Annotated in this window: 17 protein-coding genes and 3 pseudogenes; all 20 read right to left on the bottom strand. The window is 37.0% G+C overall.

Annotated features, from left to right (window positions below):
- Positions 1-145: 145 nt before the first annotated feature.
- Positions 146-1,087: a GDP-mannose 4,6-dehydratase gene (locus JCM21531_RS04315; RefSeq protein WP_038287683.1), complete on the bottom strand. Its 942-nt coding sequence runs from the start codon at positions 1,085-1,087 to the stop codon at positions 146-148.
- A 15-nt stretch (positions 1,088-1,102) separates the two neighbouring features.
- Positions 1,103-2,272, bottom strand: a complete 1,170-nt coding sequence (gene pseC, locus JCM21531_RS04310) for a UDP-4-amino-4,6-dideoxy-N-acetyl-beta-L-altrosamine transaminase (RefSeq protein WP_038287680.1) — start codon at positions 2,270-2,272, stop codon at positions 1,103-1,105.
- A gap of 57 nt (positions 2,273-2,329) precedes the next feature.
- Entirely contained in the window at positions 2,330-2,653 is a 324-nt protein-coding gene (locus tag JCM21531_RS20545; RefSeq protein ID WP_243467204.1) for a hypothetical protein, read from the bottom strand.
- A gap of 13 nt (positions 2,654-2,666) precedes the next feature.
- Complete coding sequence (locus JCM21531_RS20540; protein WP_243467203.1) at positions 2,667-2,882, bottom strand: hypothetical protein; 216 nt, start codon at positions 2,880-2,882, stop codon at positions 2,667-2,669.
- Positions 2,867-3,220, bottom strand: a complete 354-nt coding sequence (locus JCM21531_RS20535; protein WP_243467202.1) for a hypothetical protein — start codon at positions 3,218-3,220, stop codon at positions 2,867-2,869. Before JCM21531_RS20535 ends, JCM21531_RS20540 begins: the two co-directional genes overlap by 16 nt.
- Positions 3,221-3,503: 283 nt before the next feature.
- On the bottom strand, positions 3,504-3,908 hold the full coding sequence (locus JCM21531_RS04300; RefSeq protein WP_265445912.1) for a VOC family protein: 405 nt from the start codon (positions 3,906-3,908) through the stop codon (positions 3,504-3,506).
- A gap of 2 nt (positions 3,909-3,910) precedes the next feature.
- Positions 3,911-4,738 carry an HAD-IIIC family phosphatase gene (locus JCM21531_RS20530; protein ID WP_243467200.1) on the bottom strand — a complete coding sequence of 276 codons (828 nt, stop codon included), beginning with the start codon at positions 4,736-4,738 and terminating at the stop codon, positions 3,911-3,913.
- Entirely contained in the window at positions 4,714-5,202 is a 489-nt protein-coding gene (locus JCM21531_RS20525; RefSeq protein WP_243467199.1) for an HAD-IIIC family phosphatase, read from the bottom strand. The genes JCM21531_RS20530 and JCM21531_RS20525 overlap by 25 nt, the downstream gene beginning before the upstream one ends.
- Positions 5,178-5,555, bottom strand: a complete 378-nt coding sequence (locus tag JCM21531_RS20520; protein WP_243467198.1) for a hypothetical protein — start codon at positions 5,553-5,555, stop codon at positions 5,178-5,180. The genes JCM21531_RS20525 and JCM21531_RS20520 overlap by 25 nt, the downstream gene beginning before the upstream one ends.
- A 5-nt stretch (positions 5,556-5,560) precedes the next feature.
- Positions 5,561-5,776, bottom strand: coding sequence for an acyl carrier protein (locus JCM21531_RS04290; RefSeq protein WP_038287675.1), 216 nt, complete (start codon positions 5,774-5,776; stop codon positions 5,561-5,563).
- 5 nt (positions 5,777-5,781) lie between these two features.
- Entirely contained in the window at positions 5,782-6,393 is a 612-nt protein-coding gene (gene pseH / locus JCM21531_RS04285; RefSeq protein WP_038287672.1) for a UDP-4-amino-4,6-dideoxy-N-acetyl-beta-L-altrosamine N-acetyltransferase, read from the bottom strand.
- Positions 6,375-7,426, bottom strand: a pseudogene (gene pseI / locus JCM21531_RS04280) (pseudaminic acid synthase). The gene pseH and the pseudogene pseI overlap by 19 nt, the downstream one beginning before the upstream one ends.
- A gap of 25 nt (positions 7,427-7,451) precedes the next feature.
- Positions 7,452-8,198 carry a crotonobetainyl-CoA--carnitine CoA-transferase gene (locus tag JCM21531_RS04275; protein WP_038287669.1) on the bottom strand — a complete coding sequence of 249 codons (747 nt, stop codon included), beginning with the start codon at positions 8,196-8,198 and terminating at the stop codon, positions 7,452-7,454.
- A gap of 217 nt (positions 8,199-8,415) precedes the next feature.
- Positions 8,416-9,111 carry a class I SAM-dependent methyltransferase gene (locus JCM21531_RS04270; RefSeq protein ID WP_054846994.1) on the bottom strand — a complete coding sequence of 232 codons (696 nt, stop codon included), beginning with the start codon at positions 9,109-9,111 and terminating at the stop codon, positions 8,416-8,418.
- Positions 9,112-9,136: 25 nt separating this feature from the next.
- A pseudogene (locus JCM21531_RS04265) lies at positions 9,137-9,876 on the bottom strand (cytidylyltransferase domain-containing protein).
- A gap of 28 nt (positions 9,877-9,904) precedes the next feature.
- Positions 9,905-10,548 (bottom strand): annotated as a pseudogene (locus tag JCM21531_RS24990) (pseudaminic acid biosynthesis-associated methylase).
- Positions 10,549-10,563: 15 nt separating this feature from the next.
- Positions 10,564-11,961 (bottom strand): B12-binding domain-containing radical SAM protein, encoded by a 1,398-nt coding sequence (locus tag JCM21531_RS04255; protein ID WP_038287667.1) that lies wholly within the window; start codon positions 11,959-11,961, stop codon positions 10,564-10,566.
- A gap of 47 nt (positions 11,962-12,008) precedes the next feature.
- A complete protein-coding gene (locus JCM21531_RS04250) occupies positions 12,009-13,007 on the bottom strand; it encodes a UDP-N-acetylglucosamine 4,6-dehydratase family protein (protein ID WP_038287664.1) in 999 nt (332 codons plus the stop codon).
- On the bottom strand, positions 13,000-14,316 hold the full coding sequence (locus tag JCM21531_RS04245; RefSeq protein ID WP_243467195.1) for a motility associated factor glycosyltransferase family protein: 1,317 nt from the start codon (positions 14,314-14,316) through the stop codon (positions 13,000-13,002). The genes JCM21531_RS04250 and JCM21531_RS04245 overlap by 8 nt, the downstream gene beginning before the upstream one ends.
- Positions 14,317-14,385: 69 nt before the next feature.
- The gene (locus tag JCM21531_RS04240; RefSeq protein ID WP_038287661.1) at positions 14,386-14,769 is read right to left on the bottom strand and encodes a DUF8042 domain-containing protein; all 384 of its coding nucleotides are present in this window, start codon (positions 14,767-14,769) and stop codon (positions 14,386-14,388) included.
- Positions 14,770-14,779 lie beyond the last annotated feature (10 nt).

Below are 14,779 nucleotides of genomic sequence, written 5' to 3'. Positions count from 1 at the left end.
TGTGAATATTATTAAGATACTAAGCTACATTTTAAAAAAGAAAATAGAATAAAAAAGGATTATATTTGGGCTTTTCACATCCTTTTTTATTCCCTTGTATATCACTCCAATAATTAACGTTTTTATTTATCATTCTCTACAGGTTTTAAAAGCTTTGATTCTTTATCCATTCTTCCGTCTTTTTTATACCTTCCTCTAAAGAAACTTTGGGAGTCCATCCTAAAAGCTCTCTAGCCTTTTGGTAGTTGCAAAGAAGCTTTGATATCTCGCTTTGGGGATGAATATGGGGAACATGTACTATTTTTTCTTTGTCTTTAGCTATTAAAAATGCAAGATCATTAATGCTTATATCTTTACCCAGCCCGGCATTTACTATTTCCCCATTTACTTTGTCGGAATAGCCGGCCTGTACCACAAATTCCGCACAGTCTTCAACATAGAGCAGATCCCTGGTCTGAAAACCGTCTCCATATATATTAAGAGGAAGTCCTTCCAGATTCCTCTTTATGAAAATAGCCACAACACCGCCCTCGCCGCTGGATTTCTGCATGGGACCGTAAGTATTGAAGGGGCGTATTACCACTGCCGGCAGTTTATAGGCATACCAGTAGGATAAAACCATATTCTCTCCTGCAATCTTGCTGCCCGCATAAGGTGAAGCCGGTTTTGTGGGATGTATTTCGGTTATTCCTTTTTCATCGTTTGCCCTGTCATATACCATGCAGGTACTCATGAAAACGATTTTGGTGTTGTACTTCCTGCACTGTTCCAGTACGTTAAAAGTTCCCACCACATCATTTTGAAATGTTGTGCCCGGGTCATCAATGCTGTCCTGTACGTTAATGCTTGCCGCTAAGTGATAGCATATGTCAAACTTGTTTTCAAAAAGAGTTTCAAGAACAGGAATGTTTTTGATATCGCCTTCAACAAATCCGGCAAAATTGGAATTTTGCATGAACTCTTCAATGTTCTTGCGCTGACCGTTTGAAAGGTCGTCCAATACCCACACCTTGTGCCCGTCATCTAAAAGTTTCTTAACCACCCAGCGTCCTATAAATCCGGCGCCTCCCGTTACCAATATATTCAAGCTCCATCATCCTCTCTATATAATATATTTTTGAAGTACATCCTTAACATTTGAAATTACATACTCGACATCCTCTCTTTCCATCTTGGGGAACAGAGGAAGGGTTATTATTCTCTCATATAAATCTTCAGCCTGGGGACACAAACCTTTTTTATATCCCAATTTTCTGTAGAACGGATGGTAATATACAGGAATGTAGTGGACATTTACTCCTATCTTTCTTGCTTGGAGTTCTTCAAATATCTTTTTCCTGCCGCAATTAAGTCTCTCCGGCTTCAACTTTAAAATGTACAAATGCCATGATGAATTTGCTCCGTCAAGCTGGTATGGCACAACCACCTCATCAATTGACTCAAAAGCTTCAGTATAGAGTTTTGCATAATCTCTTCTTAATTTAAGAAATCTATCGGATTTTTTGAGCTGGCTTATACCTAAGGCAGCCTGAATATCGGTCATTCTGTAATTATAGCCGAGATACTGCTGTTCATAATACCATGGACCGTGATTTTCCAACAAGTCTTCCTTTTCCCTTGTTATGCCATGGGTTCTGAAAAGAGTGAGTTTTTTATACAATTCTTCACTGTTTGTCGTGATTGCACCGCCTTCACCGGTCGTGATATGCTTTACCGGGTGAAAGCTAAAGGTTGTGATATCTCCTAAACTACCGATTTTTCTACCTTTATACTCTGCACCAAGGGCATGGGCTCCGTCCTCTATTACCAATAGATTATATTCCTCGGCAATTCTCAATATTTCGTCCATATCACAGGGTTGTCCGGTAAAATGCACCGGTATGATTGCCTTGGTTTTTTCGGTAATCTTGGCCCTGATTTCCTTCGGATTAATATTGTAGGTATCGGGATCAATGTCAGCAAATACAGGCTTTGCCCCCATATACAGCAAACAGTTGGCAGAAGCTGCAAAAGTAATGGGAGTGGTGATCACTTCGTCCCCCTCTTTTATCCCTGCAGCAAAACATGCCGCATGAAGCGCTGCTGTTCCATTGGATATGGCAACAGCATACTTTGCACCGGTATACTGTGCCAAATCCTCTTCAAATTCTTTTATTTTGGGGCCTGTGGTTAGATAATCTCCTCTTAATACTTCAACTACGGCATTAATATCATCCTCGTCAATCCACTGACGTCCGTAAGGTATGAATCTCTGCTCTGTTCTCTTATCCATATGTATTTCTCCCTGAAAATGTAGTTTATTTAAACGTGGTTTATAGAACGGATAATTTCATGAAGTTATTTTTATTATTTCTTCAACTATACGCCTTACTCCTTCTCCATCCACCAACTTTTGCATTTTTTTGCTGAGAGATACTCTTTTTTCATAATCCGCGCACAAAAGCTTAATCTTTTGCAATAACTCCATATCCGCGAGCTCTCCATGCCATCCCAAGCTGATTATGTAGCCCTCGGAAGACATCATATCCACCATTTCCCTCTGGTTATCGGCGATAACAATTGCCAAAGTTGGCGTCCCACAGGCACATAACTCGTACAATGTGCTTCCGCCTGCCGATATTGCCATATCGGACTTTAGCATTATTTCGGACATTCTGGAGACATTCTCATGCAGTATAACGTTTGCATTTTTTTTTGCACAGCTTCCGAAGGCTATCCACATTGGTAAAGCCGCTGCCTACAACAATATTAATCCCTATATCTTTGAATTCTTCCTCCGAAAGAATAATACCGGCGAGCCTCAAGCTCAGATTAAAAGGGTCTGAACCCCCTGTCGTTATCATTATTTCTCGTACATCCCTGTTTATTATTCTCTCGGACAAGTTTTTAAATTCATCCTTATGAGATTATATTTCAAGCCCAAAAGCATAATTTCGTCGTTGCTGTATTTGGTGTAGTTAAAAGTTGTAGCTGTAATATTGCCGTTTATCAGCACATCCACAGGATATACAAATTTATTCACATCATCAATATAACAAAGCTTTTTTATATGCGGCTTAAGCTTCAAAAAAAACTCCCGGCTAACGTTATAGGAGTCAATAACCAGTATATCCAGATTAAATTCCTTAATCCGGCAAATTATTTCTTCTGCATCCTCTTCAAGTTCTGAAACATCTCCATAGAAAAAGCCGTCTGAATGCCCGATCTTTCGACACTGCATTTCTATCACTTCAAACTTGTCCTGCCTTATCCTTGAAATTCCCTGTTCAAACCGGCTTAAGAAAAAACACCGGCACCGGCATTTCTAAACCCTTTTGCCAGTGACAAACAACGCATTATATGTCCCATGCCAATATCGCTACTGCCATCAGTTCTGATTCCTATATTCACCATATCAACCTCTCAGTCAACTTTCTCTGTTCAATTTAGAGGCTTTGGCATATTTTTCCTGCCACTTTATATTTACAGCAATTGTATTCACAATAACTATCTTTCTCTACTAGCTAATTTAATTTATTACGTGTGTTTTCTTCTACCAGCTCAATTATCCCCATATTCCTATTGTACAAAAATGCGTCTTTATGGGAATCAATAGCAACCGCACAGGAGGGTCTTTCTATTAAAACATAACCTTCTTTTTTCAGTCTTCCAACAGCCTCATCTATATTATCGACACTATAACATATATGATATGGAGTATTGACTGACTTGGTAATAATGCTGTTTATTGAAGACTCGGTATCCATTGGTGCAACCAGTTCGATGCAATAATTCCCAAGATTCATAAACTGAATTGAAACCCTCCTATTCTCGTCAAGTACAGTTTTTCCTACTTTTTTGCGCCCAATTTTTAGAAATTCCTCAATAGAAGCATCCATAGTTTTAGCTGCATAACCAAGATGGTGTATTCTTATAATACCCTTAATTCCCCGAATTCCTTTCTACAACGAGTGTTTGATTCTTTTAAATCTAAAACATATTTTTTGCTGCCTGCTGAATCGACTTCTAAAAGGGTATAGCCCAATCTTTCAAATAAATCCTTTACCGGATTATTTTTTTCTGTTGGCTTATAGTATGTAATCAACTTTTTATAACCGGACTTTTTATAAAAATCCTCAATAAAACCTATTATCTGATCTTCAATAAACCTGCCCATAACCCTGCAGCTTAGCAAAAACGTGTCCAATTCAACTTCACTGTCGGTCTTATGCTTTGTTATCACCACACTGACCATTCCGCTATCCCCAAATCTGTCACTGACATTAACTACAAAGCCATCAAAGCCCTCCTCATCTATCAAAGCCAAGAGCTCCTGTTCACTATACCTCTTTGTAGTCAAATTGAATTGATTGGTTTTTTGTGTAAGCTGCGCAGCCCTTTGAACATTTTCTGCTCTAATCCTGTGAATTTCAATCTTAGTTTCCAAAGTTCTCAAAAAGTCTTCATAAGAAGCGCTGGATTTCTGTGCGTCTCTTCGCTTCATATTCTGACGGTATATTTCGGTTTTCACAGTATCTTCATCCGTTGGGCTTAATATATAGAAATAATTATTATAAAGTTCAATCGCAAAATCCGCAAGTTCTGAAGTATCTTGCGGAAAATCCGGAACAGTTACCTCCGGAAGCTCCCTTTTTACGCTTTCCCTTTCTATCGGATTATCGTCAATAAATACCATAGAATCAAGCCCAATATTGAGCTCTTCGGATAAATCCCTTATATTTTGGATTTCAAATCCCAATTTATTTTTAGTGCAACAAAGTCTTCCTCTCTAAGCACCATGTGTTTATGCTCTCTAATAATCTTTATCGCATCATCAAAATTATTTTTTGAAACTACAGCAAGTATTATTCCTAAATCCTTTATTTCTTTCAGCCTTCTTTGAAAATCCTTATACCTCGCACCTTCCTTGAAATCCGCCAGCTCTATTCCTTCCGGACCGGCTTCCCCTACAACACCGCCCCATAAGGTATTATCGAGATCTAAAATCAGGCATTTTTTTCTTATACCTTTAACAGAGGCAACACATCTATTAATATGCTGCTCCAGTAGTTTCTCAGCCTTCATTGAATATTTTATCCCGCCCAAATACCATAACTTTTTGGAGTAGAACTGTTCCCTTCCTTTTTCCTCAACAATACTTTTCAAGTCAAAAACGTAGACATTTCTATATTTGCGGCTCAGCAAAAAAGGCCTTCTTCCCACAAGAATTCAAGCCTTCTTTCTCTTGACCCAGACTTTGCACTCTCAATTTTTCTCATCCACAAATCAATATTGCTCACAAAGAAGGTAATATCGGGATTGTTTTTTACTGCTTCTTCAATATAACCTATGTTCATATCAATAGTGTTGTCATTTTTGCTTTGACCTTTGAACATTTCATATCCGTCAATAATAATAAAAATTACATTCGGTCCAAAAGAATACAATCCGGAATTAGGGTTTATTATCTCCTGTACCCACGTTCCATATCCTTCGGTCTTGTATACATCATACAGCTTTGACAACCTGCCAATAACAGAATCTAAGTTTATGTTGGAAATCACTGACAGTTTCAAAGCGATCACTCCTTAACATAATCTAAAAAGTCACCTACTTTTTTTATATCCGGTACCTTCTCAAAAGGAATTTTTATGTTTAGCTGTTCTTCAACCTCAGCCACCAATCTGATGTGATTTAATGAGTCCCATGCAGAAGTTTCCTGTCTTGAAGTTTCAAGACTTATACTTTCTTTATCAAGGTTTAATATTTCGGACACCAATTCAATCAGTTTTTCCATCCAAATCAGCACCTCCCGGTTATCGGACTTATTTTATCAATATCAACTATTACTCTCATATACTTCTCAATCTTTACCTTGTTTTGAGCCCAGATGCTTTCAGTAATAGCCTGCAATGTTATATCCTCATAACTGTCGTTTATTTTGACGTGCTGTTTCAATATGCCTTCTGTCACAAAACCAAAGTTCGTATGCAAATGTACAACCTTTTCATTGCTAGACATCGTCCTGCAAAATACTTTATTAACTTTCAAATCATAAAACGCGTGATTTAACAACGAATATTCCATAACTATTCCAAGCCCGCTATTTATAAATTCCTGTTCAACTAAGTAATAACCGAATTCAAGATTATTATTCTTTTTGTAGAAATCATAGCACAATACACCAAAGGGCCTGCTTCCCAAAAAACATATGTAATAGCTTTTTTCACTGTTATTTCTCAAATGCTCAATGAATCTGGCATGTTCCTTTTCAGTAATAATTTCCTGGTTAAACATTCTCTTCCTTACAAAATCCTGATTGCGCCAGTTCCTTAATTTGTCGATGTATATATTATCAAGCTCAAGAATATTTATATAATTTACATACCCATCTTTCAACTTATCATTGTCCATTTCAGCGGTGTCCCCCTCTCAATATCTTCTGATGCTTTCCGGTTTAAAACCTGCTCAAAGTATTTTGGCTCCAAACCGTCTGCAGGTCTTATTACCTTTATGTTTTCCTCTGTAAAGGCCTCTCCTTTTTTTATATCTTTCACAACAAAAATCGATCTTCTGTGACTGCGGCTTATTGCTTCATTTTCCGAAATACTATAGCTGATCTTTCCTATGGATTTTTCCGCCGCCCTTACATCTTCAACCATCTTTCTAAACTCCTCCGGCTCCATGGAAAAAGATGAATCGGGACTTTTGATTTTTCTACTCAAACAAAAATGTTTTTCAATAACGCTTGCTCCCATGCAACCGCCATAATCGCAGAAACCGAACCCATGGAATGGTCCGACAAACCCACGGGAACATTAAATGTATCTTTTAAGTGGGTTATAGTTTTTAAATTCATTTGTTCCGGCACTGCCGGATAGGCACTGGAGCATTTCAATAGACAGAAATCACTATTTCCCTGAGCCTTAATGATTTCCACAGCTTCTTCAATTTCTCCCAAAGTTGCCATACCTGTTGACATAATAATAGGCTTTCTCTTTGACGCAATATATTTTATTAGTGGAATATCTACAATCTCAAAAGAAGCTATTTTGTAAAACTCAACACCAAGTTCCTCCAAAAAGTCCACAGCCGATTTATCAAAAGGAGTTGAAAAAAAGTCAATTCCTGCTTTTTCAGCTTCTTCTTTGAGCCGTCCATGCCATTCCCAAGGTGTATTTGCTTTCTGATACAAACCGTATAAATTTTCGCCTTTCCAAGTACCGCCATTTATATGAAAGTATTTTTTATCACAATTTATGGTCATAGTGTCCGGTGTATAAGTCTGTATTTTTATACAATCCGCACCGGCTTCTTTTGCTGCATGTATTATTTCGACTGCTCTATGAAAATCTCCTGCATGGTTTGCAGACATTTCCGCAATAATGTAACAGGGACACCCCTCACCAATTTCCCTATTCCTGATTTTAATTCTTCTGCTTTGCATATATATCACCCCTGAAATTATTTATCTAAATAATTTCGATATAGGACTGCAGAGGACTTATCGGCAATCTCTGGATTCTGTAAGAACTCAATCCTAAAACTTCTTTCAGCGCTATAGTCTCTCCCGGAAAATCGCCGACATTAAGTTCGTCGAATCCTATTATCGTTCCTTTTGTAATGTGATCTTTTATTAACTTCAAACACTCTTTTGTCGGCTCATAAATATCGAAATCAAAATATGCCAATGCAATTATAGTATGGGGATTGTCCTTTAAATATTTCTTTAAAGTTTCAGTAGCATCTCCTTTAATCAATTCATACTTTTTTATATGTGAAGTCGGGCTTTCCGACTCATGATAGTCCAACACCTTCTCTAAGTGTTCCTCATAGTTTTCAGTTACACTATAGTCACCTTTTCTAAGCCCTTTGTCCATGCTTGTAACTGACGGAAAACCCTCAAAAGTGTCAAATCCTACAATCTTTCTGTTGTAATTAAACGGCTCATAAATACCTCTAAAATTTTCGAACAACACAAGGTTTTGTCCCCACCTTACGCCAAATTCCATAATAATTCCATGGACATTAATTATTTTCCTATACAGTTCATGCATAAACAGCTGTCTTGATAAGGTTTGTCTGTTGGTATAAAGCCCCAAGTTTGAAAGCAATTCATTTTCAGGTATGGGACTATTCTTGAACAGGTCGTAAAAATTCTTACGTTTACTACGTTCTTCATCACTGCAATGTATCTTTGTATTGAAATCAGTTGCCATAATTTATATCGCTCCCATTTATTAGATTTGAATACATTTTAACCTGTTAAGAGCTGCTACTTTACCCTTTTAGCAACAACTTGTATCTCTCTTCCAATATTAATTTCAGATAACTTCCGGTATATCATGAAAATGTCTTCTGTGCGACCTACTTCTTTAAACTTTGACTCAAATTGCAGCCTTTTTGAATGCAATACCTTCCCAAGTTCCTTTTCTTTTATGTATCTTCATCCATCAATAAAAATATTTCCAAAGGAAACGAAGATGTCTGATAGATAATTTCAAACCCTGTCCTGTTAAGGAAGGTCCTGAAGCTCTCAAAGTTCCAATAATTCAAATGGTCCGGGAAATGTATCCAATATGGTTCCGTTTTATGATAAGCTGCATAAACCCTTTGCAAAAGGTTAAAATCGTTTGGGACTTCAATAGATAAATAGCCTTTCTCAGACATAAATTCCGACTTTATCTTTTCCATAAAATCATAAGGATTAGGTATATGCTCCAATACAAAGCTGAGATTTACCAGTTCAAATTTTTTGCCAAATCCGTTTTTATCCGCAAATTCATTTCTAACATTGAGCCCTTTCTCATTGCATTCCTTTGCTCTGCTTTCTGACGGTTCTATACCGTAAGATTTAAATCCTTGCTTTTCAAATTCCCTAAGGAGCTCGCCGTTACCGCATCCTATATCTAGTATTTCTCCGGATTCTATTAGGTTTTTTATTCTTGTCACTTTTTCTTTGAGATTTATTTTGCTTAATTCATCTTTATATTCTTTAGAGTAAAATGTATTCAAAAAATCATTGTAAGGATAAGGATAAACGTGATAAAAGCCGCAGTCTTTACACTCAATTACCTTGTATTCACTATTAATGTTATAATAATTTTCAAACTCATGTTTTTTCTCTATCATAAATAAAATCCTTTCTTAATATTTTTTATACCAGCTTTTTCTGTTCAACATTTGCATTGATCTTACATAGCTCAGGATTTAATTTTATAAACTCCAGGACCTCCTCAAAGCCAAATTTTCCGTCATACCTGTCATACAATTTATCGTAAATTATAGAAATCAACTCAAAGTCTTCGCTTGTATCCAGCGTCCACCTAAGGTTAGAATAATCCGTATCATTTTTAAAGTAGTATATATCTTTTTCATAGCTTTCATACATATAAGGAGTAACATGCTCTCTCTGATGGCTTTTTGTTGCATTATAAAAGGCATCTTCCAATACTTTAAAGGAAAACACCTCAACATCAAGTCCCTCGGGAATGTTCTCTGAGTTAAATCATTTCCTGCATTTGTTACCAATATATAATTGTTGGAAGTATAAAATTCCACTACCTTATCCAATAACACAGGATCAATCAAAGGACAGTCCGAAGTAATACGAATCACCGTATCTAGGTCGTTTTCTTTAGCTGCATAATAATACCTCGACAGCACGTCATCCTCACTGCCGCAAAACCATTTCACACCGTTTTTTTTGGCCTGTTCCACTATTACCTTGTCCATTTCCAATGCGGTAGTCGCAATAATTATTTCATCCAACAGCTTTGATAGCTTCAACCTGTCTATTACGTGCTCTATAACCGGCTTTCCGCACAAATCCAACATAACCTTGCCAGGTAATCTTGTTGAACCCATTCTTGTTTGAACAATAGCACCTGTTTTCATATACTCCTCCTATCTTATCAAGTAATGGTTATTTCTTTTTTCGAAGTAAAAACATTACATCTACGTTGTCATTATTTAGGTATTTGAATTTCTCTTCCTTTACTAATTCCAGTTCCGGAAATCTATCAAGATAAAGCTTTGAAAAATTAGTTTTCCAGAGAAGGTTATCATTGCCTCTATAATTTATTTCCGTATATTCATCGGCATAATATTCTAATCCCCAAATATATTCTTTTGTGCATCGGTATATTTCATCAAGCACCCGGTTTATATTGTCAGGTGATATATGAATTAATACTCCGCTGGTAAATACCATATCAAAATATCCGTCTTTAAAAGGTATATCATCCCCAACCCCTGAATGATATTTATCCCTTGAGTAAGACTTTTCGCCTTTTCAACCGCATATTGCTGAAGCTCTATCCCATATAGATTGCCAAACCCCATATACTGAAGCATCCTAAGCTGATTGCCTACATTGCATCCAACTTCCAGAATTCTCTTATTCTCCAATCCCAGCCCTAATAAGAATCTGTTGTTCATATCCTGCCTGGTTATGCCGTATTCATTTTTATAAAAGCTGTTAAGCTCTTTAGGGCCGAATATACATCTATCGGTATAATCCTTACCAAACTGGCCTGACCATGTGTTTTCCTGCAAATTGCCCATCATATTCTATTCCTCCTGTTATTTTGCTGCCACTTTCAAATCATTATACTTATAACGTACTGTTTTTATAAGCTTATCTTCCTCAAGTGCAAGGCCCAACTTATTAGATATTCTCTTAAGATTTAATTTCACTATATCTTCTATTGTCTTTTGATCCATACAGGTAAGATTAATCCTGAAATCCTGTCTATCGCCCGAATTTAAAAGATATTCCTCCACATCTTTTACAGCATTGGTTTCCCTTACATATTCAAATACAGGAGTACCGGGAAGAGGTATCAGATATCCTACACTTGGGTAGATTTCTGCCTCATAGCAGCAATCAAAAGTTTCTTGTAAAGTCTTTTCCGTCTCCTGCGGATACCCTATCACAAGGCTCGTCCAAGTAGCAAGTCCTGCTTTTTTAAGTACTCTTGTCTGTTCAATAAATTCTTCTTTTTTAAGCTTCTTATTCATAGCCTTTAAAATTTCTTGATTTGCAGATTCAAGAGAATAGCCGAGCCCAACGCAACCAGCTTCTTTTAACTTTTTGGCAACTCCAATATCCTTTTCTTTAAATAAATTTCCTCTGCAGCACGCCTTCCAAAATATTCCTAAGTCATATTGCATAAGAGTATCCACAAATTCCTCACATTGTTTTATTGAATAAAATGTAAGTTCATCAAATAAATTTACATAGTTTATATTATATTTTTCTTTAAGATGTTTCATTTCTTCACATACAGACTTAGGCGAACGGACTCTGTATTTATCCTTTTTGAAAACATGGTAGCAAAATGTGCAGTTAAATGCACAGCCTCTAGCGGTATTTACAGGTAATGACCGAAGTTCTTCATACGGAACCGGATAGGGTTCATTCATATATCTTTTACTCTTTTCAATATATAAATCTACGTCAAATAAATCCCAGTTTATAAAAGGAATGCTGTCGATATCCTTTGTTGCCTCCCTTTTGGGTGTTTTGTAAATCTTACCGTCCTTTTTATAATATATTCCTTTTACCTTTGAAAGATCCTCTTTGTTTTCCAAAGCTTTTAAAACTTCGATATCAGCTATGTCTCCCTCACCTATAACTGCAATATCAGCTTCAGTCTTTTCAAGCAGGAGCTCAGGCACAGAAGATGCCACAGAATTTCCTACAATTATGGGCACATTTTTATGTTTTTTAATTATACTGCACAGTTTTTTTACCTGTTTATATCCTGTGACGATACAACCCATTGCTGCCACATGAAAATCTTTTTCTTTTATCATGTTTTCAACTTCATCATCACTGTAACGGTAAGCATCAATATCAAGTATTTCCAGTTCATAGCCAGCATTGTGGATTGCCGTGGCTATATAAGCCAGTCCTAAAGGCGGCAAAAGTGTTGGTGATTCGGGTCTTAATGAAATATTTATCAGTAATATCTTCAATAGTTGTCACCCTTCGTAATTATTTTATAATTATTGCAAAAAAACAATTAAATTAATTTTTCTCTGATAAGTAACTCTTTTATTTGTGATTTGGTTAGAATCTTTTCTTTTTGAGAGCTATAATTGCTTATAACCGCTTTTCTGGCATTTGAACAGTAGTTATCATCAAAAGGAGGCTTTATTACGTACATATCATTCAGCTCAATGGCTTTTGTCGATTCATCCTCCGACATAAGTTCCTCATACATCTTTTCACCAGGCCTTAACCCTATTTTCTTAATCTCTATCTTTTTGGGATCAAGGTTATTCTTTTGGCACACATCCTCAATGACCACTTCTGCCAGATCTTTCAACCGGATTACAGGCATTTTCAGCACGAAAACCTCCCCACCCTTTGCAATATTGCAAGCTTTTATGGTGAGTTCCACTGCCTGAGAAAGGGACATCATAAATCTTGTCATTTCCGGCTCGGTTACCGTAATATATCCCTTTTCTAAAACCTGCTGCTTAAATAGAGGAATTACAGAGCCCCTTGAGCCCATTACATTTCCAAATCTAACAGAAGCAAATACAGTATCTACGCCCCCTCTTGCATAATTGTATGAGGACATAAGCCTTTCTGCCAGAAGCTTTGTCGCACCCATGGTATTGGTTGGGGAAACAGCCTTGTCACTGCTGGTATAAATTACTTTTTTTACTTTATTCGCCAAGGCACAGGCTATTACATTCTGGCTTCCAATAACATTGGTCTTAACTGCCTCAAAAGGATTATATTCGCATGCGGGTACATGCTTAAGAGCTGCAAGATTAAACACAATATCGATACCATTCATTGCCCTGTCCAATCTATCCTCATCTCTTACGTCACCGATAAGATATCTGATATTGGTGTTTTCCCTGAACTTTTCAGCAAGCACAAACTGTTTGTACTCATCCCTGCTGTAAATTCTGATTACTGCAGGATTTTCAATCAGAATACGTTCAATTAAAGCCTGTCCGATGGAGCCTGTCCCACCGATAATCAATATCCTTTTGTCCTTAAACATACTGATTCCCGCTTTCTTTCAGTATAGATTCAATTTCATCTTTAAAATTAAAACTTTCTTTTAGATAATCGGAAATTACGTCCCTTAACTTGATATGTTTCATTCCTTCGATATAAGCTCCGCCCTCTGTGGCATTGATAAATATCCTTTGCTCATTTAGGATCCTGTTTTCAATCCAGTATTTATAACTTAACAGTCCCAGGGATGTATACAGCATCTCTCCGTTTTGCCCTTTTACTCTCCTCATGTTTTTTAATTCCGGCGAGTAAATGCTGGTGTGGCTGCCATGTTGGGCATGATTTTTTCCGTTCACATACGCCAAGTCCTGTCCCACTAATATAATAGGATTTCCTCCCATTTTAATAGCTATATCAAGTATAGTGGTCGCAACCGATCCGCCCGAATCCACTGTATATTCAGAGCCATTATCATACTTTCCGTAATACGCCACCAACTTCGGACCCAAATAACGTGAAATAGTATAAGAAGCAGCAGTTGCGAGATAAATAAGAGGAATACCGATATTTTCATATCCCTTTATCTGGTTGTATGTCGCCTCTTGCGGGTCAATAATGGCAAACAAATCTGGCTCTATATTCCTCATAAGAAGAGGTCTTAGGGCAGAACCCGCTGAAATAATGAGCGCCCTATTTTTTGCTTCTCTTAGCAAATCTATATTTTTATCAAGGGAAGGTCCGGTAGATACAACAATTATCGGGACATCTTTAAACTTGTCAAAAAAGATCCCTACATTCGGACTGTTTAGCTTCAAGTTTTCACTTGCATTATTTTGCAAATTGTTGTTATAATCATCGGTAATACTTTTCTTAAGATTCCAATTTTCCATTACAAATTTGAAATATTCGTTTTCCGAAGGAATTGCTTTCAATGAGGCGGGATGCGTTATAAAATTAACTTCATCAAAATTATCATCAATTATTTTTTTTACTCTTTTCGAGATGTGAACAACATCCTTTGAAACAATCAGAAAAATGCATGGATTTTCCAATATAGAACAAAGGTCCATATTCTCCAATGCTGACTTAAAAACCGTCAAATTATTCTCTATTACATACAGCCTGCTGCCCGACCCCAAAAGCCCGGCAATTTTCTCAATATGATAACCAAGCCCAAACCCGTACAGAATATGGGTAGGAAATTCCGGGTTGTAATGTTCCCGGGCAAATCTGTCTGCTTCAATATGCGGATGATATTTACTGTGCAAAAAATGGCTTTTACTCTCGCCGCAAAAGCTTTGAGTCACCTTTAAAGTCTTTTGCCCTTCGCCATTTTCTATAATACGGTACATATTTGAATCAACATAAATATTCTTTATTTCATTATATATATCCGGATATCTTTTTTCAGCAACTCCAGATTATTCTCCAGCACTGTCATTATCCAATACTCCCTTTATGTTCGCAAGTTGTTCCTGCCATATGTTTACTATGGGTACCAGCTCATATTCCAACAAATCACTAATCAGGACATAATCCATATTTTCATAGGCCTCCGAAATCTCTCTCAATATGGAATTTGCCTGCGAGATATCCATCGAATACTCTCCGTGTATATCCTTTGTACCCTCTATAGCCTGGGTAAGCCATTCAATCCCTTCTACGAGGTCAACCATCATTCTTGTTGCTACGTCTTCCCTTCCGCTCTGAAAAAATTCTACTATCTGCCCAACTCCCTCAGAAGCTTTTACAATATATTCTGCTGCCGTACCTATAATTTCCTTTTTCAAGGCATACTGAGACATTCTACTCCCT

The organism is Acetivibrio straminisolvens JCM 21531 (genome assembly GCF_000521465.1).
Classification (GTDB): Bacteria; Bacillota; Clostridia; order Acetivibrionales; family Acetivibrionaceae; genus Hungateiclostridium; species Hungateiclostridium straminisolvens.
The sequence above is the reverse complement of the archived record's forward strand: the minus strand, read 5'-3'. Positions and strand labels throughout refer to the sequence as shown.

Bases quoted from the DNA above. Each gene is read 5' to 3' on its own strand.
- pseC (WP_038287680.1), bottom strand. From the start codon at position 2,272: ATGGATAAGAGAACAGAGCAGAGATTCATACCTTACGGACGTCAGTGG.
- JCM21531_RS20545 (WP_243467204.1), bottom strand. From the start codon at position 2,653: ATGTCCGAAATAATGCTAAAGTCCGATATGGCAATATCGGCAGGCGGA.
- JCM21531_RS20535 (WP_243467202.1), bottom strand. From the start codon at position 3,220: ATGCAGTGTCGAAAGATCGGGCATTCAGACGGCTTTTTCTATGGAGAT.
- JCM21531_RS04290 (WP_038287675.1), bottom strand. From the start codon at position 5,776: ATGGAAAAACTGATTGAATTGGTGTCCGAAATATTAAACCTTGATAAA.
- pseH (WP_038287672.1), bottom strand. From the start codon at position 6,393: ATGGACAATGATAAGTTGAAAGATGGGTATGTAAATTATATAAATATT.
- JCM21531_RS04275 (WP_038287669.1), bottom strand. From the start codon at position 8,198: ATGGCAACTGATTTCAATACAAAGATACATTGCAGTGATGAAGAACGT.
- JCM21531_RS04270 (WP_054846994.1), bottom strand. From the start codon at position 9,111: ATGATAGAGAAAAAACATGAGTTTGAAAATTATTATAACATTAATAGT.
- JCM21531_RS04250 (WP_038287664.1), bottom strand. From the start codon at position 13,007: ATGTTTAAGGACAAAAGGATATTGATTATCGGTGGGACAGGCTCCATC.
- JCM21531_RS04245 (WP_243467195.1), bottom strand. From the start codon at position 14,316: ATGTACCGTATTATAGAAAATGGCGAAGGGCAAAAGACTTTAAAGGTG.
- JCM21531_RS04240 (WP_038287661.1), bottom strand. From the start codon at position 14,769: ATGTCTCAGTATGCCTTGAAAAAGGAAATTATAGGTACGGCAGCAGAA.